The following is a 20575-nucleotide window of genomic DNA, read 5'->3' on the forward strand; positions in this document are numbered from 1 at the left end:
GCGACGATGAGCTATAATTTCTGATAAAATAAGTAATAAAAAACAGGGTCATACATATGGAAAATACATTTATAAAATTAATCGTTTTATTTAATTCGGTTTTATTCTTAAAGTAAAAGCCCATTAATGATACTGAAAGTATCAACACGATCAATGACATTGTTTCTCCAGCGGTCAGCGCATGAGGTAACCCTAATGTTTATCCTTCAAAAAGTCAATATAGACAATGCACACAAGTTCGGCATGGCTTATTCAACAATATTTTTCAAGCACGCTCACATCATAACGATGACATGTTAAGTGAGCGCGACATTTGAATCGCTTTACTGGGAAATATTATCTTTTAGTAATTCAGTTAGTTCATTAATAGAATAGGGCGGTTTGCGCCGATGCAGCATAGCATGGCAATTCGGACATACGGGGCGCAGATCTTCAACGGGGTCGAGTTGATACTCCGCCCCAATCCCAGCCAGCGGCTTGAGATGATGGACGTGGATAAAACCTTTACCGATCTCCCCATAGACCTTGGCAAAGTTAAACCCGCATACGGCACAAGACACGCCATGTTTATCGATGCACAGCCTACGCGCCTGGGGGTTGCGTTCATAGATATTCACTGAAATCGTTTTAGTGGCGCCTTCATAGAACTTTTCCGGCTCCACCTCTTCTTGCGCCAGCACCTCAACGCGTTGCTCTCCCGATTGTAGAAACCCCCATAGGATTTCAACCGGTCGTATATCGCGCACCTGTATCGCCTTGGCGGTGCCCGCGAAGGTGAAGGGGGAGCGATCGTCGGTGCGATAAAAGATGAAATTATTGCCGATTCCATCCCGCATTGATTTGATGGAAGGCTGATTGATATGGGAGTCGGTCTTGCCATACCACAACAGATCATCCCCAACGAATCTATTGCCATAGTTATGGCCCGTACGCCCCGGTATGCCGATATTACAAAAAATAAACCAATCCCCATCGTACTGGGTATAGCCGGTATTCCAACTGCCTTTTTGCTTTTCTACGGGAATACGGCACAGGGTATAAAGATCATTTTTGGTATAGCTATTCCCTACTACAAAATCATATGTTGCCATCCCACTTTCCTGTATGCATGACTACAATCATTAGTTTGCTTATAATCAATGATTACATATTACTACATATGATTTTGATTCTGGTACTATTATTACACCGACATCAACGTAACGCGCTGTCGTTTCTTCGCCTTTATTCGTTGGGGTGACGTCCCGCTACCCGGCCCGGCCGGCCTGATGATCGGCGGTGGACTGCCCGACCATGAGTCAGCGATGCAGGTGGGTGATGGGTTAATCGGCGGCGGGAATATCTCCGATAGCGCCGGCGCCAAATTCATTAATGCCGGCGGCGATACCCAGCCCTTTCCGCGACGGGATGGGGTATAAGCGGGCCGCCTTCGGGCGTTTTTGAACAAGGTCGCGGGATGGTGTAGACGCATTTATGGCTACGATAGTCGTAGGTCTTATTCCTGATGAATACGACGAATAACGCAGCAGTTGTCGTCTTAAAAAATGTGTTAATTATCAGTTAATCGTCTTAAGGCGCATTTAACATGATCAATTATGGATATTGCTATGTTCTCGCTAAATCCCTCAGGGAGATCTTGTGCCGTTTTTTCTAATGCTGTGTTGGTATTCGTGATCACATCATCAATAATATTTTCCATCAAACCTTTATCATATCCAACTTTCTCGGCAGTTGAGAGCCAGTGCCTTTTATAAATAGTATTCCAATGATAATGGGTATTTGTACCATAGACTGCCATCGCCATTTTTATCTTCTTTTTTTGCATATTCCCTTGCCCAAAGTAAGGATAAGCTGACATGACATCGTAAATGGGTGTTAACTCATATCCTGTAGGTCTAAGAAATAAGCTGAAATTTTTGGCATGGCCATCGATAGCGGCTAATAGCCAAAATAGTAACTGACATTTCATAAAAATTTCGCGATCCGTCATCGGCCGCGCTGAAGTGAGTAGCAGTTCCATGATATCTTTAACCCCCGGGCCACCCTTATCCTGATACTTACTACCGCTGCTTTTTCCGAGGGCCTGGCACATATCTTCCTGGGGCAATCGGAAAATTTTCCCCTGCGCTAACAGGCGATCAAAACGCGTCACCACTAGGACCCTCTGTTCTGCAAATGACTGTATGTAAACATGGGGGACGGGGATAGCCATATGCTGCAAAAACCGCAGGCAAAAGAACTCGTTATCAACGCTATTTGATAAATCGAGCTGCATTTGTTTATGCATATTTATTGAAGGCTTAATAATATGCGTAGTCGGCGTTTGGCCGTACGGCTTGCACCAGTGACCATCCCACCATGTCAGCGCTGTTTTTTCCTGTGCTCCGGCCAGTGAAATACGGAAATCATCGTCTTCTTCCATACCTAACATATTGGTAATGCGGGATTGGCGGATCACCTGTGCCACGTCTTCCGTTGCCAGTTTCTTCACCGTAATTTCAGGGTGGGTGTACTGGAGCTTTTGGGACGTTATAGATAATGCACCTACACAATCAGCACCGATGATTTCCAGTAGGTCAAAGGGATGGGTACTTTCCGCGCCCAGGCTGTCGACGATCTTCTTTCTGATATTATCATTATCGGGCAGAAGGTTATCAAAATAGGCATGTACCGCCTCAGTATGCTGTTCCTCACGCGCAAGAGGGATACTAAGCGAAATCGGGCGTCCTTGCCGGTGGTTTAGCCAGGTTTCAACATATTGGAAACTCATCCTGCCCTGTCGCCGGGTAATCACGCCTACCGGGATGCCATTCATTGAACAATAGAGCTGCTGGTACAGCGCTTTTCTGCCCATCACCACATGTCCTCACTGGTCTTTGAAGCGATGCTTTCCTCGGCCATCAATTTCAGCTCCAGCGCGGCGCATACCGCCAGCAGCCGAGACAGTTTGGCGCTGCCGGGGTCATGTTCCAGCAACGAGATGTCTTTTTGCAGCATATGGACTTGCCGGCCAAGATCTGCCTGTGTCCAGCCTTTCTTGATACGCGTATCGCGGATGATGCGGCCTAAACTGTGCGGATTTTGAATGTAAACCTTCATTGAGGTGCCCCCTGCCTGACGCATTATACATATACAGTATATTCTAAAAATATACAAATATCGTATAAACGCGTTTTATACATATTTTGTATAAATGAAAAATATACCCATTATGTATAAAAAGCAAAGTGAGCCAGGGCATCCCGGGGCCTTTAAGATAAGTTCGCATAGCGCCCTTGTTGTTGAGACGTCATCCAAGGGCAAATGAGCAATAAAAAGGGCCGTCGCCGGCCCTTATTCAGTATATCCGGCGGAGCGATTACACCTCGCTCTCCTCCACCGCCACCTTCTTCCTGGCGGCAAAGTTATAAATCACCAGCAGCACAAATACCCCGGTTATCGCCATGGTAATGGTGCCTCGGTCCATAAAGCGCGCCATGTTGCCCAGCATAATCCCCACCACGCCAAAATCGGTATCCGAGAAAGTAGTGTTGGCCAGGCCCATGGCGCCGAGCACCGGCAGCAGCGCCACGGGCAGGAAGGTGATTAATACACCGTGGGCAAAGGCCCCCGCCATGGCGCCGCGCCTGCCGCCGGTGGCATTGCCGAAGACGCCGGCGGTGGCGCCGCAGAAAAAGTGCGGTACTACGCCCGGCAGGATTAATACCCAGTGCAATTGCCCGAGGAAAAACAACCCCACCAGCCCGCCGATAAAACTGAAAATAAAGCCCAGCAGCACGGCGTTGGGCGCATAGGGATAGACAATCGGGCAGTCCAGCGCCGGACGGGCGTTAGGCACCAGCCGTTCCGAAAAGCCGGTAAAGGCGGGAACAATCTCCGCTAAAATCAAGCGCACGCCCTGCAGGATAATAAACACGCCGGCGGCGAAGGTTATCGCCTGCACAAATGAATAGACCAGATAGTTTTGGCCATGGCTGAACTGGCTTTCGACATATTCCCGGCCCGCTGAAATCGCCAGAATAAAATAAATAATCATCATGGTGATGGAGATCGAGATGGTACTGTCGCGCAAAAAACTCAGGTTTTTCGGCATGTTCATCTCTTCGGTGGATTTAGATCCCTTACCCACCAGCGAGCCTATCCAGCCGGAAAGAACATAACCCACGGTGCCGGTATGGGCCAAAGCCACCTGGTCGTTGCCGATGATCTTGCGCATATACGGCTGGGCCATCGCCGGGAAAATCGCCATCAGCAGGCCCAGCGTCAGGGAACCGGTATAAATCAGCTGCACGCCCGTAAATCCGGCCACCGACAAAATAATCGCCACCATACAGGCCATATAGAAGGTGACATGGCCGGAAAGGTAAATGTATTTCAGCCGGGTAAAGCGCGCGACGATAATGTTGGCCACCATGCCGAAAGCCATAATCAACGTGGTCGAGGCGCCATATTTTTCCAGGGCGATGGACACCATGGCTTCATTGTTGGGGATGATGCCCTGCACATCAAAGGCATGCTTGAAGATATCCCCCAGCGGCGACAGGGAACCGACCAGGACCGATGCCCCGCCGGCCAGCACCAAAAACCCCAGGATGGTTTTGACCGTGCCCTTGATGACGTCGGGAAAAGGCTTTTTCTGGGCGACCAGGCCGAACAGCGCCACCAGTCCGACCAGGATAGACGGCACCTTGAGCACGTCGACCACGACCAGTAAAAGGTTTTGTATAAACATAGCAACCTCAGCGGTAAGATGTATAACCTGTTATTGTTTCTGAAAATATTCGCTTATCTTGGTTTCCAGCTCTTTGATATCAATGATGCTGTTAACAATAATAAGCTTGTTCTCAGGTAGGTTGGCGCTATAGGCGATATCCCGGCCCATAACAAACACATCGGCCGCGTCCGGTGTTACCGACCCCAGATCCGAATGTTCAACGTCCGCGGAAATATTCAGGTTTTTCAGGACCTTCTTGATATTCATTTCCATCATAAAACTGCTGCCTAAGCCTGCGCCGCACACCGCCATAATTTTCATGCTTCACCTCGTTGGTCATAGTGAATAAGTGTCGATACTCAGTTAAAAACTGTTCACGATCTTGATTAATTCCGCCCGATCCCGCGCGTTAAATACGCTCGCCATCACGTCGTCATCCGACAAAAACTCCGCCAGTTGGGCAATCAGCTCCACATGGCTGTTGCCGTCAGGCGCGGCGAACATCACTACAAAATCAACCGGATCGTTTTCCTGCGCGCCGAACACCACGCCCTCGCGCAGCTTGAGGATGGACAACCCCAGGCGGTTGGCGCCTTCCTCCGGCCGGGCATGCGGCATGGCGATACGCGGCGCGATTACAAAATAAGGGCCGATGGCCTCTTTTTGCTTGATGATGTTCGCCACATAGTCCGCGGAAATAGTCCCGTCCTGTAACAGCGGCTCGGCCACCCGTTTGATGGCCTCCCGCCAGTCGCCGACGGTGTTGACATACTGGATGCGATCTTCATTTAACCATGTTGATAAAGCTGGCATATTTAACCCATTCAATTGATTGACCTTGCATTCGCCGGCGCGCGTTAAGCCGTAAGCAGCGCGCGGGCGGCCGCCAGGGCATTATCTTTCGTAAAGCCGAAATGCCCGAACAGCACCGCCGCCGGCGCCGACTCGCCAAAGCTGTTCATACCGATAACCTTGCCGTCCAATCCCGCATACCCTTGCCAAAATCCAGCGATGCTGGCTTCAATCACCAGACGTTTACGCACCGCGATGGGCAGTACGCTTTCGCGCCAGGCCGCGTCCTGTTTTTCGAAGCGTTCAACGCAGGGCAGGGAGACCACGCGTACCCGCCTGCCTTGCTCCGTGAGCCCGGCGGCGGCATAAACGGCCAGCTCGATCTCCGACCCGCTCGAGATAATGATAAGTTCAGGAACACCGTCGCAATCGCGCAGCACGTAGCCGCCCCGGGCGATATCCGCCAGCTGTCGCGCGTTCCTGGGCTGCTGCTCCAGCGGCTGGCGGGTAAACACCAGCGCGCTGGGACCGTCGTTACGCTCGATGGCCTGCTGCCAGGACACGGCGGCCTCAACCTGATCGCAGCCGCGCCAGGTTTCCATATTCGGCGTCAGACGTAATGCGGCGAGCTGTTCCACCGGCTGGTGCGTCGGCCCGTCCTCACCTAAACCAATGGAATCATGAGTATAGACAAAAATGCTGCGTATCTTCATCAGCGCGGCCATGCGTACGGCGTTGCGGGCGTATTCCATAAACATCAGGAAGGTGCCGCCGTAAGGGATAAAACCGCCGTGCAGCGCCACGCCGTTCATCATCGCCGACATGCCGAATTCGCGCACGCCATAGGAGATATAGTTGCCCGAGGCATCATCCGGCGTAATATCGCGCGCCTGGCCGTGGCGGGTTAAATTGGAGGGCGACAGGTCAGCCGATCCGCCCAGCAGTTCCGGCAGCCATTGGATAAACTGGTCAAGCGCTTTCTGGCTGGCCTGGCGGGTGGCCAGGTTGGCCGGGTTAGCCTGCAGCCGGCGGATATACTCCTGGCTGTTGGCATGCCAGTCCGCCGGCAGGATTTTCTGGCTGCGCCGTACTAAGCCGGCGGCTTCTTCGGGGTATTCCCGGCGATAGCGCGTAAACAGCTGTTGCCATTCCGCCTGGGCGGCGGCGCCTGTTTCGCGCGCGTCCCAGTGGGCGTAGATATCCGGCGGGATCTCGAACGCGGCATGGGTCCAGCCCAGGGTTTGCCGGACCAGCGCCACTTCCGCCGCCCCCAGCGCCGAGCCATGGCTGTCATGGCTATCGGCCTTGTTGGGTGAACCGTAGCCGATGGTGGTCTTGCAGCAAATAAGCGTGGGCCGGTGTGGTTCATTTCTGGCCTGTTCCAGCGCCGCCGCCACCTGCCCGGGGTTATGGCCATCGATATCGGCGATGACCTGCCAGCCGTAGGCGCGGAAACGGGCCGGGGTATCATCGCTAAACCAGCCGTCGACATGGCCGTCGATGGAGATATTGTTGTTGTCCCAAAGCGCGATAAGCTTGCCGAGTTTAAGGGTGCCGGCAAGCGAACAGGCTTCATGCGAAATCCCCTCCATCAGGCAGCCGTCGCCCATAAATACATAGGTGAAATGGTCAACCACCGGAAAACCTTCCCGGTTAAACTGCGCGGCCAGCGTCTTTTCCGCCAGGGCCATGCCCACCGCGTTGGCAATGCCCTGGCCCAGCGGCCCGGAGGTGGTTTCCACCCCGGGGGTATAACCGTATTCGGGATGCCCCGGGGTTTTGGCATGCAGCTGGCGGAAATTGCGTAAATCCTCGATACCGAGGTCATAACCGGTCAGATGGAGCAGGGAATACAGCAGCATCGAGCTATGACCATTGGACAGCACAAAGCGGTCGCGGTTAATCCACTGCGGATCGGCCGGGTTGTGTTTTAAAAACTTCCGCCATAACACAGTCGCCATATCCGCCATGCCCAGCGGCGCGCCGGGATGTCCCGAGTTGGCCTTCTGCACGGCATCGATGCTCAGAAACCTTATGGCGTTCGCCAGCTGCTTCTCTTCCACGATTTTCCCCTATCCGACTGAATCCATAAACCTTATGTGGTGCTGCCAAGCCGAGGGGATTGCCCCTGAGCCTGAAACGCAGACGATAAAAACACACAGAATCCATAGCAGTATGTACATGTTGAATTTGTATAGTCATCTTTAGAATGCACCTGGACGTGACTATACACAAGAGGTAAGCTTGCAAAGATGAGCAGACAGGATGGCTTTACAGTAAAGCTGTTAACTTGATCACATTTATCATGCACATCGTGCCGGCTGGTGGACTTCTGTTCCCCGCTCCGGAAACTATGCCTTTGGTGTGCGCAATCTGATAACCCGGCGGAAGATGACGAGATGACCGACAATATTACGGAAAAACAAAAAGAGGTTATCGACTATATCCTCGCTAAAATAAAGGAAGCGGATCTGCAGCCCGGGGATAAACTGGACACGGAAATAGCCATTGCACGGGCGCTATGCCTAACCCGCGCCACGGTGCGCGAAGCCACCCGCATCCTTATCGATCAGCGCCGGATTTATCGCATCAAGGGGTCGGGTATCTATATCGGCTCCATCGGTAAAAATAATCAATCCGGCCGGTTCCATGCGCTGTCTCCTTTTGATTACCAGGCGCAAAAAGGCGGCCATCGCGCCGGCCGCAAAGTGATTTCCGCCAGTATTGTCGCCGTTCCCGACGCCGCGATGGCCCAGGCGTTGCGCATTAAAAACAGCGATTCGGTTTATAAAATACTGCGGCTGATGAGCTTCGACGACATTCCGGTTTCGCTGGAGTATATCCATTTCCCGGTATCCCTGTTTAATTCAATAGAGTTTAAAGAGCTGGAAAATTCCAAATATTCTTATATCGAGCGGATTACCGGGAAAAAGGTTTATAAACGTGATCAAAATTTTCATGCATTTAATGCTACTGATCTGGAAATGATCAAACATATGAATATAAAACCAAATGACGCCATGATGGAGTTATATGAGGTCGTGTATCTGGATGACGGTACGCCCTTTGAAGTGAATATCGCCATCGTCAATACCAATATGCTGCACCTGAGCCAGGTATCGGTACGCGGCGATTGATAGCCGGCCGTAGCGGCATAAGATGACTGAGACCGCGTTGCCGGCATAAAAACCCCCGCATATATTCCAGCTTTGTATAATGGCCGGGCCTTAGCAAGCGGCGCCCGGTGACGTTGCGCGCCCAACCGCACAAATAGTTTAAATAAGTTATTGCTCTATTTGCGCAAAAATAGCATTAAAAGCTTATTGCGTCGCGACGATATTATAAAAATTACCGCCGTTATAATCACATTTAAATAGCGATTTTTTTCGCTCATTTGTAAATTATCGCCGTATTTTGCCGTGCCAACAGAAGCGGCGGCGATAAAAATATCAGTAATATCATAATGTTATGTATTTTTTCTATTAATGAGTACTGATTAAAATAATTAATTGATAAAAATATCTTGCAACTATTTTTACTTATTAGATCATATGTGCAATAAGTCATTTTTATCGCTAACGGTTATTATAAACAGGCTAAGATTAAGGTAGACTTCCCGTACGGCAAACTGCCGGGTTCTGAACAAAGGGGTGACCATGGCAACAACCGCCAGGCTTGAAGCCCGTATTCCGCTGGCGCTTCACGCGTTAATCAAACATGCCGCCGACCTGCAGGGAATCACCATGACGGACTTTATCATTACCGCCACCCACGACGCCGCAAAACAGGCGATAGAAGAAGCGGCGGTACTGCAATTGGCGATGGAAGATCAGCTGCGGTTCGCCGAGACATTGCTGGAGGATCGCAAGACGCCGGCCGGATTGCTGCACGCCATGGGCCGGCGCAGGGAGTTCGGCGGAAGATAATGCGCGCGCTGACCTTTACGCTGCTCGGTGACCAGCATAACAAAACGGATTTCGATTGCGGCGTCCCCTGCCTGAACCTTTATCTGGCGAAATATGCCGGACAGGAAAGCCGCGAACGCTTTACCCAATGTTATGCGGCCGCGGATAATAATAATAACGTGCTGGGCTTTTACACCCTCTCGTCCTACGCCGTGAATATCAATGCCCTGGCGGCATCCGCCACCCAAAAGCTGCCGCGCTACCCGACCGTGCCCACCGCCCTGCTTGGCCGGCTGGCGGTCGATATTCGTTATCAGGGTAAAGGCCTGGGCGGCTCGCTTATCGTCGACGCCATCGTTAATACCCTTAACTCCGCCATAGGGGTCTGGGCTATTAACGCGCAGGCAAAACATCCCCGGGCCAAGGCATTTTATATAAAATATGGTTTCTATTCTTTTGAAAAAAATGAGCATGCCTTGTATTTACCGTTAAACGGCGATATCACCCGCACCCTCTCTTCCTTAAATCGGCATTAATGCACCTGCGCGCCCCGCGTGTGGAATAAAACCGTTTATCGCCGGCCGATTCCCTCATATTGTCCTTAGCGGTGTGGGCAAGTCGCCCGATGAAATGCTATGGTAAAGATGTACCCCGGCATTCCATAGCCGCCGTTAAGGTGAGATGTTACACCGGCTTCCCGTTGGGAACGTCCGCAAGGGCCCTGATCATGCTGACAAACCTAAGTCATGACGAAAAAAAACGATTGGCGGCCATTGAGCTGCTGAAAGCGGATGAGCATGATCGTGACGAAATACTGGGCAGGATGACCCGGCTGACCGGCAAGACGCTGGGCATCGCCACCAGCTTTATCGCTATCCTCGACGGCGATACCCAGTATCTAAAAGCGCCCTACGCGCTTCCGGCGCCGGTGACGGAAACGCGGCGGGAAGACGCATTTTGCCTGACCGCCGTGGCCGCCGACGATATCACGGTCTGCGCCGATATGCGCCTGGACCCACGGTTTCGCGATAACCCGTTTGTGCGGGGCGCGCCTTATGTCAGGTTTTACGCCGGCGCGCCGCTGCGGTCGCGGGACGGCGTGATTATCGGCACCTTGTGCCTGATTGATATCCAGCCCCGTCTCTTTACCAGCGAGCAGATCGCGACCTTGCGCATTATGGCCGGGCTGGTTTCGGCGTTCCTGGAAGCCTGGCATAACATTGGCTATATCGACGCGGTGACCCTGCTGCCCAACCGCCAGCGGTTGATGAACGATCTGCGCCTGTTGCAAACGCCCGGCGCGGTCAGGCGCTATCGCCTGATGTTGTTTGACTGTATCGATATGCCCTTCGCCTACGAAATCGCCCGTTCCCTGGGCATGACGGTGGTGGAGGATATGCTCAGGGATATGGCCACCCTGCTCAGGCTGAAACTGGAGTGGCATGATACGCTGTATAGCGTCGCCACCGGACGGTACGCAGTGATTATGGACGATGACAGCCCGATACCGCCTGCGGCGCTTAACGACCACCTGGCGGGGCTTAGCGCCCATATCAACACGCAAATCAACATTGACCTGCATATTTCAGCGGGTTATGTCGACTTTGCGCCGGGTGAGCTGGATCCTACCGAAATCCTGCGCCGGGCGGTAAGCGCCCTGCATGACGCCATCGGCCGCAAAAAACGCGTCATGGCGTATGACGCCGCCAGCGACGCCCGGCAAAAAGAGGATTTCCGGCTGCTGAATGATTTCTACCCGTACCTGCATGGCAAACCCGGCTTGTATCTGGTGTTCCAGCCCAAAATCGCCTTACGCAACGGGCGGGTAACGGGGCTCGAAGCCCTGATCCGCTGGCAGCATCCGACGCTGGGCAACATCACCCCCGACCGGTTTATCCCGCTGCTGGAAAAAACCACCCTGATGGCCGCGCTGACCGACTGGGTCATCAACGCGGCCCTGGACCAGGTTAAGCAATGGTCGGCAAAAGGGATACATTTGCCGGTTTCCATTAACGTCGGCGTCAGCGATTTATCCCGGCCGCATTTTGCCGATGCGCTGGCGGAAAAAATAACGGCGCGCGGGCTGCCGCCCGCGCTGCTGGGCATTGAGTGCCTGGAGACGGAAAGGGTGCTGGAAAGCGCCGAGGCGCTGCACGGCCTGGAGAGGTTAAAACAGCGGGGCTTTACCATTTCGCTGGATGACTTCGGCACCGGCTACAGCAATATCGGCTATCTGCGCAAAATGCCCCTGGATATCATCAAACTCGATCGTTCCCTTATCAAAACCCTGACCACCGACAAGGCCAGCCATACTATCGTCAGCCATGTGATCAGCATGCTTAAGGCGCTGGACTATACCGTGCTGGCGGAAGGCGTCGAGGACGCCGGCACATTTACATCGCTGCGCGCGCTGGGCTGTGATGAAGTCCAGGGCTTTTATCACTCGCCGCCGCTGACGGCGGCGCATCTGGAAACCTGGCTGGGGCATTATCAAACGGCGCACGGTTAATCCCGGCGTTTGCCCGCCGACGCGGCGGCCCGGTCAGGATTTTGCCGGCGCCGTGCTGTCCCTGACGGCTAATAGCGTCGGCAGGAGGGTGGTGGCGAACGACGCGCCCGGCTGCGCCATGCGCTTTAGCAGGGCCTCGCCCGCCAGGCGGCCCAACTGCCGTTTTGGCTGATCGATGGTGGTCAGCCCCTGCGCGCGCAGCGCATACAGGCCGCCGACACCCAGCTTGAACGCATCGTCAAAACCGGTCACCGAGATATCGTCCGGTACCCGTAAGCCGCGTTCATTTAAAAAAGCGATAATTTCCAGGGCGACAAAGTCATTGGGCGCCAGGATGGCGGTGGGCGGCGGGCCGCACGCTAATAAAGCCGCCGCGGCCAGTCGCCCGCTTTCCCCCTGGTAGGACCCCGCGATAATAAATCCCTCCGGCACGGGGCAGCCCAGGCGCGCCATTTCCCGGATAAAACAGGCCCGCCGCTCCTGGGCGGTAGAGGACGCCGCCGGACCGGCCACATAGGCCATGCGGCGATGCCCCAGCGCGTAAAGATGCGCCAGCAGCTGCGCCACCCCCATGGCGTTATCGGGGCCGATATAATCGCCGAACAGGGGGTCGGGCCGGCGATTGACAAAGACGCAGGGCGGGCCCGCCTGCAGCAATGCGAGCGCTTCATCCGCGACGGTCTGGGATATGAGGATAAGCCCGTCCACCTGGCGGTCCAGCAGGGAGCGGATCAAGGCGCGTTGCTTAACGACGTCCTCATCGGTGTTGCACAGAAACAGGGTGTAGTTGTCCACGGATACCGCTTCGTCTATGCCCTTGACGATCTCGGGAAAGATGGGATTGGTGATATCGGCAATCAGCACGCCGATGGTGGCGGATTTCTGGGTGCGCAGCGCGCGGGCGATGGCCGAGGTGCGGTATCCCAGGCGTTCGGCGGTATCATGGATAAGCTGCCTGCGCTGGGGATTGACGTATCCCTTGCCGGACAACGCGCGGGCCACCGTCGCGCGCGAGAGGCCGCATTCGCGGGCGATATCCAGCAGCGTCGGGCGTTTGGCCGCCGCCGTGATGGTAGTGGTGTTATTCATTGCGCCTTCTTCCCGCCGGCCCATAGGTTTCCTCCCGGGTTATACACTGGTTAACGATGTTAAAACTGGGATCGATCTCACAGCCAGCGCGCGCAAAGCCCGATAATTTATAAACCAGGTCGCCGCCGTCATGACCACGTGCGTTACCGCCGGGTATTCACCGCAGAGCGACGCTTCATCCGCCCCGTTGGGCGTTTTTTTTCATTATATATGAGATCGATCTCATATACGATTCATAACCTGCCGGGCTGACGATGGACGGGCGATAAGACGCCGGATAAGGGGGGATAGTGAGCCGCACGACAAAACTGACTACGCTTGAAACCGCGGTGCATACCGTGAGGGACGGGCAGCGCATCGCCCTGGGCGGGTTCGCCATCTACCAGCGGCCCATGGCCCTGACGCGCGAACTGGTCCGTCAGCAACGGCGCAACCTGACCATTGTCGGCATCGTTAACGCCATCGAGGCCGATTGGCTTATCGGCGCCGGGGCCGTGGCGCGTATCGAGACCTCCTATGTCGGACTGGAAAAATTCGGCCTGGCGAAAAATTTCCGCCGGGCGGTGGAAGCCGGCCGTCTGGAGGTGGTGGATTATCCTGAACTGCTGGCCTGGGACCGCTTTCGCGCCTCCCAGGAAGGGTTGCCGTTCTGGCCGTGCACCTTTCTCGGCGGCAGCGGCGTGGCGCAATACAATGCGGATATCGTGCCGTTCACCTGCCCCGTCACCGCCGCTCAGCTTTGGGCGGTGCCGCCCGCCCGGCCGGATGTGGTGCTGGTGCACGCGCCGATTGGCGACGAATACGGTAACGTGGCGTTTCACCGGCGCAAGATGTTGCCACAAAGCGTGGATATCACCTTAACCCGCGCCTGCGATACGGTGATTGTCAGCGTGGAAAAAATCGTCACCCCGCGGGAGCTGCAAAAACAGCCGCACCTGGTGGAAATCCCGGCCTTTCGCACCACGCATATCGTCGAGGCGCCATTTGGCGCGCACCCTACCTCGCTGCCCGGTATTTACGACTGCGACGACGCGGCCTTCGCGGAATATGTGGCGGCCAGCGCGACGCCTGGGCAATTCGCCGCCTGGCAGGACGAAACACGGGCGTTGACGCCGATGGGCTGGCTGGAGCGCATCGGACTGACGCGCCTGCTGGCCCTGCGCAATACGGAGCTGCCCGCATGAGTGCGAATGACTGTACGCTTGAGGAAATCATCACCATTACGCTCGCCAGGCGCTTTCGCGACGGCGAAGTGGGTTTTACCGGTCTTGCGACCGGCGGCGCGGCCGCCCTGTATATTACCGGCATTCCCCTGGCCGCCATGGAATTTGCCCGCCATACCCATGCCCCCAATTTAACCATCCTGCTGGCCGGCTGGTGTATTAATCCCGATTTTTCCGCCCTCAGGGCGCTGCCCACCGCGGAATTCGACACCCGCTTGCAGGATCTGCCCTGCGAGGCGCAAATGCAAAGTTACCCCGGCCACTACGCCGTACGGCGCGGGGATGTGGATTTTGGTTTCGGCTCCGGCGTGCAGGTGGACCGGCAGGGCAATATCAACAGCACCTGCATCGGCGATTATCGCCGCCCGGACGTGCGCCTGGTCGGCTCCATCCTGCTGCCGGAGCATATGACCTGCTTCGGCCGCGAATACCTGATGATGCCCCATCACCAGGCGCGCAGCCTGGTCGGGCAGGTGGACTATGTGTCCGGCGTCGGTTATCCGGGCGGCCGGGACGGGCGCCGGGCCCTGGGCCTGAACCACGGCGGGCCGGAATGGATAGTGACGCCGAAATGCATTTTCGCCTTCGACGACGTTTCCGGCCACGCGCGGGTGGTCAGCATCCATCCCGGCATCGACCCGGACGACGTGCGGCGCAGCACCGGGTTCCCGGTGTCCGTTGCGGACGCGCCGGTCACCCCGCTGCCCACCCGCGAGGAGCTCGCCATTTTGCGCCGCCGGGTCGACCCCCATCACGTGCTGATCCCCCATGGGCGGGGAAGCGGCTTCCCGACGCCATACTGCGCCACCACACGAGGAACGCCATGAAATCCAAACTGACCACCCTACCCGACGCGGTGTCCCGTATCCCCTCGGGCGCCACTGTCGCCCTGGGCGGCTCGCTGCTGCGCCGCCAGCCGATGGCGTTGGTGCACGAACTGATCCGCCAGGATATTACCGGCCTGCATTTGCTGACCTGGGCGACCACGCTCGCCACCGATATGCTCGCCGCCGCCGGCGCCATCCGGCGCTGGGAGGGCATTTACGCCGGTTTCTTCCGCCACGGGCTGGCGCCCAATTTCCGCCGCGCGGTGCAGGACGGCGCGATCGAGACCCATGATTATTCCGAATCCGCCTTCGTGGCCCGCTTTCGCGCGGCGGCCATGGGGCTGAGCTTCCTGCCGTCGAAAGCCCTGCTGGGCACCGGCATGCGCGCCGGCAGCCCGGAGGAAATCAAACCTATTACCTGTCCGTTTAGCGGCGACACCTACCTGGCGCTGAAAGCGGCGGAAACGGATTTTACCCTGCTGCACGGCTATGTGGCCGATGAATACGGCAATGTGCAGTGGCCGGTGGTGCGCGACAGCGATGACATCGATCAGATGATGGCTTGCGCGTCCAGGCGCCTGATCGTTACCGTGGAGAAAATCGTGCCCCATGCGGAAATATGCCGGCGCCCGGCGCTGACCTACATTCCGCACACCCTGGTGGAGGCGGTGATCGAAACGCCTTACGGCGCGCATCCCACCGCCACCGATGGGTTTTATAACGAAGACGAGGCGGCGCTGAAAGCCTGGCTGGCGGCGGCAAAAGAGCCCGACGGCCCGGCGCGGTACCTGCGCGACTATATTCTCGCCACCCGGGATCGCGCCGGCTACCTGGACAAATTCGGCTCCCATACCGCGCTCCGCGCCTTTGACGTCGCCAGGGAGATATAAGCTTATGACCGCAGATGATTACACCACGGAAGAACTGATGATAACCGCCATCGCCCGCGAACTGCGCGATGACGAGCTGGGTTTTGTCGGCCTGGGCACCGCCGCCCGCGCCTTTACCCTGGCGGTGGGCATCCCCATCGCCGCCGCGCGCCTGGCGCAGCTCCGGCACGCGCCCGGATTCTCCATTTACTGGGGCAACCTGCTGACCCCGTCCCTTGACGCCATTCCCGACGCGCTGCTGCAGGATGCCTATACCCGCTGGCCGGCCGCCGCGTCCCCCGCCGATGTGGGCTATAAAATCGATATGGTGACCCGCGGCCGGTTTGATGTGTCCTTTGAGTCCGCGCCGCAGGTTGATCGGTACGGCAACCTCAATATTACCGCCCTCGGCGGCGGCAGCCCGCCGAAAACCAGGCTGGTGGGCTGCCTGGCGCAAACCGAGCACCTGGCTTTTATCAAACGCCCGATTATCGTCACCGATCTGTCCCGGCGCGGGTTTGTGCCGAAGGTGGATTTTATCACAAGCGTCGGGTATCTCGACGGCGGCGACAGCCGCCGGGCGCTCGGCCTGCCCGGCCCGGGTCCCAGCCTGTGCGTAACCGACAAAGCCATTTTCGATTTCCATCCGGCGTCGAAAATGATGCGTTTACGCTCGATACATCCGGGTTTTACCCTGGAGCAGGTGCTGGACAATATGGGGTTCGAGCCGGTTATTGAAGGCGAGCCCCGGCCAACCGCGCCGCCGACGGCGGAAGAGGTGCGTTTGATTCGCAAGGTGATCGATCCGCACGGCACGCTGTTCCAGCCAGGATCGGTTTAACCGGATTATCGCGCCGGTTCCGGCCTGGAACCGGCCAGGGAATAGCGCGCGGAGTATGGCCCCTGACGCCGCCGGTTAGTCCGCTTTGGCCGGCCCGGTGGACCCGCGCACGATAAGCTTCATCGGGAAGATTTTCTTTTTAGGCTTGGGCGTGCTTTTCTGGCGGATCATTTTCATCAGCAGCGTGCTGGCCGCCGCGCCCATTTCACGCCGCTGCAGGGCAATGGTGGTCAGGTTGATCGGCGAAAACGACGCCATCTCAATATCATCCAGGCCGATTAACGAAAAATCGGCCGGTATGGCCAGGCCCGCCTCATGGGCGGCATTCATCACGCCGATGGCGCTCATATCATTGGCCGCCAGTATCGCGGTGGGCCGCGGGTTCATGGCGAAAAACCGTTTGGCGGCCCGGTACCCGCCCATGACATGGTAATCGCCCTGTACCACATAGCCGGGCGGCACCGGCAGCCGATGCGCCGCCATGGCCTGGAGGTAGGCCTCATAACGTTCGTCGGCGGTGGAGGAGTCGCCGGGGCCGCGAATCAGGCCGATACGCCGGTGCCCCAGGCCAGCCAGGTGCTTCACCGCCGCGCCGATGCCTTCCTCGTTATTGGCGCCGACATAGGTGTCTTCATGCGCAAGCGATCGGCGTTGCAGCAGCACGTAGGGCGTATCGCCCGCCAGCAGTTCCCTGACCTCCGGCTGCCTGCAGTGCTGCGACAGCAGCACCAGGCCATCCACCCGGCGGTCAAGCAGCACGCGCATCTGCTCGAGCTGTTTTTCCAGCCTGCCGTCGGTGTTGCACACCAGCAGGCTGCATTGTTCTTGATCGGCCACATCCTCGATGCCGCGCAGGAAATCCGGCGACGACGGGTTGGCCACGTCGGCCAGCAGCACGCCCAGCGTAAAGGTGCGGCGCATGCGCAGGGACCGCGCCACCACCGATACCCGGTAGCCCAGCCGGTCGGCCGCCGCCTGTACTTTCAGCCGGGTGTCCGCCCTGACATTGTCCTTGCCGCTCAGCGCGTTGGATACCGTGGACAGGGCAACCCCCGCTTCGCGGGCCACATCGTGGATGGAGACTTTGTTAGTCGATGACGGGCGCTTACCTGGCGCCGATTTTTTTGCCATTCAATCCGAACCTTGCACCCTTAAGCGAGATGAGCCGGGAAACCTTCGTGAACGTTATTGTACCGTCGCGCCCGCTTAAAAAAACGTTTTTATTCACATAATCAGAGATATCCCGGCGCCGCTGCAGGCGTGAAAGAAGAAAACCGTTAAGTGAAGCGCGCCGGGGCGATAGCATCCGGCCGGTGTCGGCGCGCCGCGCCTTCGCCCCGGGACACGCGATTAGCGCGTTTTCAGCAGGTACGATTCGGCGTTACCTTTATGCTTTTTTACCGGCATCATATCGCTGTTCAGATCGCGCCCGAGCGTTTCACCCGCCCCGAGGGCGCACAGCGCGGTAATCAGGCCGCAGACGATAATCATCAGGGCTATGGGCCAGAATGCGCCGCCGGCCCAGGCCACCAGCACGGTGGCGACCGCGGGGGTAAAGCCGCCGAAGATGCCGGCAATCTGCGAGCCGACGGAGACGCCGGTATAACGTACTTCGGTGGAAAACAGTTCCGACAAATAGCAGGGTTCGATACTGTACATCGACCCGACAATAAAACTGTAGGCCAGCACCAGGCCGGCATAAATACCCCAGATATTGCCGGTGTTGATCAAGTAGTAAAACGGATAGGCCAGCAGGCACGAACCCAGGGAGCCGATGAGGAATACCGACCGGCGGCCGATTTTATCGGAAAGCAGTCCCCACAGCGGGAAGGTGATAATCCCCGACGCCGCCGCAATCATGACGCCGAGTAACACCGTATTGCCCTGCATGCCAAAGTGAGAGGTGCAATATTGCAAGACAAAACTAATAACCAGGTAACCCACCACGCTTTCACTGACGCGCAGCCCGGCCGCCAGGAAAATCTGTTTGGGAAACTTTTTAAATACCACGACGATGGGCAGCTTATTTTTCTCGCGTTCCGCCTGCACTTTGCGAAACATCGGCGGTTCCTGGATTTTCAGGCGGATAAAGATGCCCACGAACATCAGCAAAATACTGGCGAGGAAAGGAATGCGCCAGCCCCAGTCCAGGAAGATGTCCTTCGGCAATGACGAGGCCAGCGCAAACGCCATGGTCGAGACCAGTACGCCGAATACGTTGCCCAACTGGACAAAGGTGCCGTAAAAGCCGCGCCGGTTCGGCGGCGCGTATTCGATCATCATGGTGGTGGCTCCGCCCCACTCGCCGCCCACCGCCAGCCCCTGGATTAACCGGGTTATCACCAGCAGGATGGGCGCGGCCACGCCGATGGTTTCATAGGTGGGCAACAGGCCGATGACCACGGTCGCGCCGCCCATAATGGTCACCGAGGCCAGCAGCATCGCCTTGCGCCCGATCGTATCGCCGAAATGGCCGAATATTACGGCGCCGATGGGGCGCGTAATAAAGGCCACGCCCAGCGTGGCGAACGAAACGATAGTGGCGACGGTGGGCGGCATATCGCTGAAAAACAGATGGGGAAATACCAGCCCCGCCGCCGCGCCATAAATAAAGTAGTCATAAAATTCGATAAAAGTGCCAATCAGGCTGGCAAACGCCACACGCGACAATTCCTTTTTATTTATTTTCTCCGCCGCGGGCTGTTGCGCGGTTTCGTTCGTTACGTTAGTCATATAACCTCCGTCAGGAGCTATTAGTGTAGGGTTGTTTTTATGCGCGCGGTTTCCCGCACGCTTTATAGAGCGTGATGACAATAAAAATAAAGATGTGCCGTTAACTACCGCTAACGGCGTTATGCGTTATGTGCTTTATCGGCGCTTGCCCACCCCACGGCGGTCATGTCTCCATGCTGGTTCTCGGCCCAGACATGGAAGGTCACCCGTTGCCCGACGATGTCCTGGACCACGGCTTTGCAGGTGATACGGTCGGCACGATAGACCGGTTTGATATAGGCCATTTTTATCCAGCCCGAGGTATGCCACGACGGGCCGATAAAACCGGCCAGCATTTCCGCCACCCAGCAGGTTTCCATCATGCCCTGGGCCAGGGTGTCGCGAAAACCGGCCTTAAGCGCCACCTCGATATCGGTATGGATGTTGTACCACTGGGTATTGCCGCCGGAAAACACCGTCATTTGCCCCTGTTCCGGGCATTTGGTGAGCGGCGTAACCGGCGTGCCCGGGCGCAGCGCGGCGTCCGCTTTCGCCGCGGGCGTCACATGCGCGGGCCAGTGCGGTTCGATATGGCCCGGCGCGGGCGCGGCGCGGGACCCGCCGGCGCCCAGCTGGATATTGTCCGGAATGCGCATGATCTCGGTGCTGATCTGGCGCACGTAGAGTTCGCCGGTATCGGCGTCGCGGGCCTCGGTATCAAACACGGTATAGCCCTTGCCGCGCTTCATATATTTATCGGTGTATTTGCCGGTGTAACGCAGCCCGGCGTTTAGCGGAACCGGGTTCACAAACCAGATCTCTTCCTTTTGATGCAGCCCCACCGTGCGGCTGGGATCGTAAACGCTGCAGAACAGGGCCACCAGATCGCGGCCCAGCATGGCGGCCGGCACGTACGGCCCGGACGCGGGGCAATAGTCCGCGCTGTAGTCGTCCAGGGCAAAACAGGCGCGGCGGCGATAGGCTTCATCCGCCGTTACCGCCAGCGGGCCGATTAATTCGCCGACCACCACATTTTCATAGGTCGGATCCCGAAGTTCAGGGTTGATACGGGCCATATAATCCTCCTCCTGGCG

At 56.7% G+C, this 20575-nt stretch carries 19 protein-coding genes; 8 read left to right on the forward strand and 11 right to left on the reverse strand.

Annotation, left to right across the window (positions count from 1 at the left end; translation table 11 throughout):
- Window positions 1-323: 323 nt before the first annotated feature.
- From ACL2XG_RS13900 to tkt, 7 genes are all read right to left on the reverse strand, one after another.
- Window positions 324-1091: an HNH endonuclease gene (locus tag ACL2XG_RS13900; RefSeq protein ID WP_413721944.1), complete on the reverse strand. Its 768-nt coding sequence runs from the start codon at window positions 1089-1091 to the stop codon at window positions 324-326.
- A gap of 458 nt (window positions 1092-1549) precedes the next feature.
- On the reverse strand, window positions 1550-2854 hold the full coding sequence (locus tag ACL2XG_RS13905) for a type II toxin-antitoxin system HipA family toxin (RefSeq protein ID WP_413721943.1): 1305 nt from the start codon (window positions 2852-2854) through the stop codon (window positions 1550-1552).
- Entirely contained in the window at window positions 2854-3099 is a 246-nt protein-coding gene (locus ACL2XG_RS13910) for a hypothetical protein (RefSeq protein WP_413721942.1), read from the reverse strand. Before ACL2XG_RS13910 ends, ACL2XG_RS13905 begins: the two co-directional genes overlap by 1 nt.
- A gap of 259 nt (window positions 3100-3358) precedes the next feature.
- Window positions 3359-4732 carry a PTS ascorbate transporter subunit IIC gene (locus ACL2XG_RS13915; RefSeq protein ID WP_413721941.1) on the reverse strand — a complete coding sequence of 458 codons (1374 nt, stop codon included), beginning with the start codon at window positions 4730-4732 and terminating at the stop codon, window positions 3359-3361.
- A 30-nt stretch (window positions 4733-4762) separates the two neighbouring features.
- Window positions 4763-5035 carry a PTS sugar transporter subunit IIB gene (locus ACL2XG_RS13920; RefSeq protein ID WP_410012474.1) on the reverse strand — a complete coding sequence of 91 codons (273 nt, stop codon included), beginning with the start codon at window positions 5033-5035 and terminating at the stop codon, window positions 4763-4765.
- Between the two features lie 42 nt (window positions 5036-5077).
- Complete coding sequence (locus tag ACL2XG_RS13925; protein WP_413721940.1) at window positions 5078-5527, reverse strand: PTS sugar transporter subunit IIA; 450 nt, start codon at window positions 5525-5527, stop codon at window positions 5078-5080.
- Between the two features lie 44 nt (window positions 5528-5571).
- Window positions 5572-7572: a transketolase gene (gene tkt / locus ACL2XG_RS13930; RefSeq protein ID WP_410016655.1), complete on the reverse strand. Its 2001-nt coding sequence runs from the start codon at window positions 7570-7572 to the stop codon at window positions 5572-5574.
- A 333-nt stretch (window positions 7573-7905) separates the two neighbouring features.
- Between tkt and ACL2XG_RS13935 the strand changes: the two genes are divergently transcribed.
- The 4 genes from ACL2XG_RS13935 to ACL2XG_RS13950 all read left to right on the forward strand — a co-directional run bounded on the left by ACL2XG_RS13935 (window position 7906) and on the right by ACL2XG_RS13950 (window position 11920).
- Window positions 7906-8643, forward strand: coding sequence for a GntR family transcriptional regulator (locus tag ACL2XG_RS13935; RefSeq protein ID WP_410012476.1), 738 nt, complete (start codon window positions 7906-7908; stop codon window positions 8641-8643).
- Window positions 8644-9162: 519 nt separating this feature from the next.
- Window positions 9163-9432: a DUF1778 domain-containing protein gene (locus ACL2XG_RS13940; protein WP_413721939.1), complete on the forward strand. Its 270-nt coding sequence runs from the start codon at window positions 9163-9165 to the stop codon at window positions 9430-9432.
- Window positions 9432-9947, forward strand: coding sequence for a GNAT family N-acetyltransferase (locus ACL2XG_RS13945; protein ID WP_413721938.1), 516 nt, complete (start codon window positions 9432-9434; stop codon window positions 9945-9947). The genes ACL2XG_RS13940 and ACL2XG_RS13945 overlap by 1 nt, the downstream gene beginning before the upstream one ends.
- Before the next feature lie 191 nt (window positions 9948-10138).
- A complete protein-coding gene (locus tag ACL2XG_RS13950) occupies window positions 10139-11920 on the forward strand; it encodes an EAL domain-containing protein (RefSeq protein ID WP_413721937.1) in 1782 nt (593 codons plus the stop codon).
- 33 nt (window positions 11921-11953) lie between these two features.
- On the opposite strand, the gene ACL2XG_RS13955 is transcribed toward ACL2XG_RS13950, so the two are convergent.
- Window positions 11954-13009: a LacI family DNA-binding transcriptional regulator gene (locus ACL2XG_RS13955; RefSeq protein ID WP_413721936.1), complete on the reverse strand. Its 1056-nt coding sequence runs from the start codon at window positions 13007-13009 to the stop codon at window positions 11954-11956.
- 290 nt (window positions 13010-13299) lie between these two features.
- On the opposite strand from ACL2XG_RS13955, the gene ACL2XG_RS13960 reads away from it, so the two are divergent.
- From ACL2XG_RS13960 to ACL2XG_RS13975, 4 genes are read left to right on the forward strand one after another with little or no spacing between them, the layout of a single operon-like run.
- Entirely contained in the window at window positions 13300-14193 is an 894-nt protein-coding gene (locus tag ACL2XG_RS13960) for a CoA transferase subunit A (protein ID WP_413721935.1), read from the forward strand.
- The gene (locus tag ACL2XG_RS13965; protein ID WP_413721934.1) at window positions 14190-15059 is read left to right on the forward strand and encodes a hypothetical protein; all 870 of its coding nucleotides are present in this window, start codon (window positions 14190-14192) and stop codon (window positions 15057-15059) included. The genes ACL2XG_RS13960 and ACL2XG_RS13965 overlap by 4 nt, the downstream gene beginning before the upstream one ends.
- Window positions 15056-15949 carry a CoA transferase subunit A gene (locus ACL2XG_RS13970; RefSeq protein ID WP_413721933.1) on the forward strand — a complete coding sequence of 298 codons (894 nt, stop codon included), beginning with the start codon at window positions 15056-15058 and terminating at the stop codon, window positions 15947-15949. The genes ACL2XG_RS13965 and ACL2XG_RS13970 overlap by 4 nt, the downstream gene beginning before the upstream one ends.
- Window positions 15950-15953: 4 nt before the next feature.
- Entirely contained in the window at window positions 15954-16769 is an 816-nt protein-coding gene (locus ACL2XG_RS13975; RefSeq protein ID WP_413721932.1) for a CoA-transferase subunit beta, read from the forward strand.
- A gap of 75 nt (window positions 16770-16844) precedes the next feature.
- Here the strand turns inward: ACL2XG_RS13975 and ACL2XG_RS13980 are convergent, their stop codons facing one another.
- The 3 genes from ACL2XG_RS13980 to ACL2XG_RS13990 form a co-directional block, all read right to left on the reverse strand.
- On the reverse strand, window positions 16845-17900 hold the full coding sequence (locus ACL2XG_RS13980; protein WP_413721931.1) for a LacI family DNA-binding transcriptional regulator: 1056 nt from the start codon (window positions 17898-17900) through the stop codon (window positions 16845-16847).
- 219 nt (window positions 17901-18119) lie between these two features.
- A complete protein-coding gene (locus ACL2XG_RS13985; protein ID WP_410012486.1) occupies window positions 18120-19502 on the reverse strand; it encodes an MFS transporter in 1383 nt (460 codons plus the stop codon).
- A gap of 119 nt (window positions 19503-19621) precedes the next feature.
- Window positions 19622-20557, reverse strand: coding sequence for a MaoC family dehydratase (locus ACL2XG_RS13990; RefSeq protein WP_410012487.1), 936 nt, complete (start codon window positions 20555-20557; stop codon window positions 19622-19624).
- Window positions 20558-20575 lie beyond the last annotated feature (18 nt).

Source organism: Sodalis sp. RH24 (genome assembly GCF_047324145.1).
Taxonomy (GTDB): domain Bacteria; phylum Pseudomonadota; class Gammaproteobacteria; order Enterobacterales; family Enterobacteriaceae; genus Acerihabitans.

Excerpts from the sequence above, each read along its gene's own strand:
- ACL2XG_RS13975 (WP_413721932.1), top strand. The coding sequence starts at position 15,954 with ATGACCGCAGATGATTACACCACGGAAGAACTGATGATAACCGCCATC.
- ACL2XG_RS13980 (WP_413721931.1), bottom strand. The coding sequence starts at position 17,900 with ATGGCAAAAAAATCGGCGCCAGGTAAGCGCCCGTCATCGACTAACAAA.
- ACL2XG_RS13990 (WP_410012487.1), bottom strand. The coding sequence starts at position 20,557 with ATGGCCCGTATCAACCCTGAACTTCGGGATCCGACCTATGAAAATGTG.
- ACL2XG_RS13925 (WP_413721940.1), bottom strand. The coding sequence starts at position 5,527 with ATGCCAGCTTTATCAACATGGTTAAATGAAGATCGCATCCAGTATGTC.
- ACL2XG_RS13955 (WP_413721936.1), bottom strand. The coding sequence starts at position 13,009 with ATGAATAACACCACTACCATCACGGCGGCGGCCAAACGCCCGACGCTG.
- ACL2XG_RS13915 (WP_413721941.1), bottom strand. The coding sequence starts at position 4,732 with ATGTTTATACAAAACCTTTTACTGGTCGTGGTCGACGTGCTCAAGGTG.
- ACL2XG_RS13900 (WP_413721944.1), bottom strand. The coding sequence starts at position 1,091 with ATGGCAACATATGATTTTGTAGTAGGGAATAGCTATACCAAAAATGAT.
- ACL2XG_RS13920 (WP_410012474.1), bottom strand. The coding sequence starts at position 5,035 with ATGAAAATTATGGCGGTGTGCGGCGCAGGCTTAGGCAGCAGTTTTATG.
- ACL2XG_RS13910 (WP_413721942.1), bottom strand. The coding sequence starts at position 3,099 with ATGAAGGTTTACATTCAAAATCCGCACAGTTTAGGCCGCATCATCCGC.
- ACL2XG_RS13950 (WP_413721937.1), top strand. The coding sequence starts at position 10,139 with ATGCTGACAAACCTAAGTCATGACGAAAAAAAACGATTGGCGGCCATT.
- ACL2XG_RS13970 (WP_413721933.1), top strand. The coding sequence starts at position 15,056 with ATGAAATCCAAACTGACCACCCTACCCGACGCGGTGTCCCGTATCCCC.
- ACL2XG_RS13945 (WP_413721938.1), top strand. The coding sequence starts at position 9,432 with ATGCGCGCGCTGACCTTTACGCTGCTCGGTGACCAGCATAACAAAACG.
- ACL2XG_RS13905 (WP_413721943.1), bottom strand. The coding sequence starts at position 2,854 with ATGGGCAGAAAAGCGCTGTACCAGCAGCTCTATTGTTCAATGAATGGC.
- ACL2XG_RS13940 (WP_413721939.1), top strand. The coding sequence starts at position 9,163 with ATGGCAACAACCGCCAGGCTTGAAGCCCGTATTCCGCTGGCGCTTCAC.
- ACL2XG_RS13965 (WP_413721934.1), top strand. The coding sequence starts at position 14,190 with ATGAGTGCGAATGACTGTACGCTTGAGGAAATCATCACCATTACGCTC.
- ACL2XG_RS13935 (WP_410012476.1), top strand. The coding sequence starts at position 7,906 with ATGACCGACAATATTACGGAAAAACAAAAAGAGGTTATCGACTATATC.
- ACL2XG_RS13985 (WP_410012486.1), bottom strand. The coding sequence starts at position 19,502 with ATGACTAACGTAACGAACGAAACCGCGCAACAGCCCGCGGCGGAGAAA.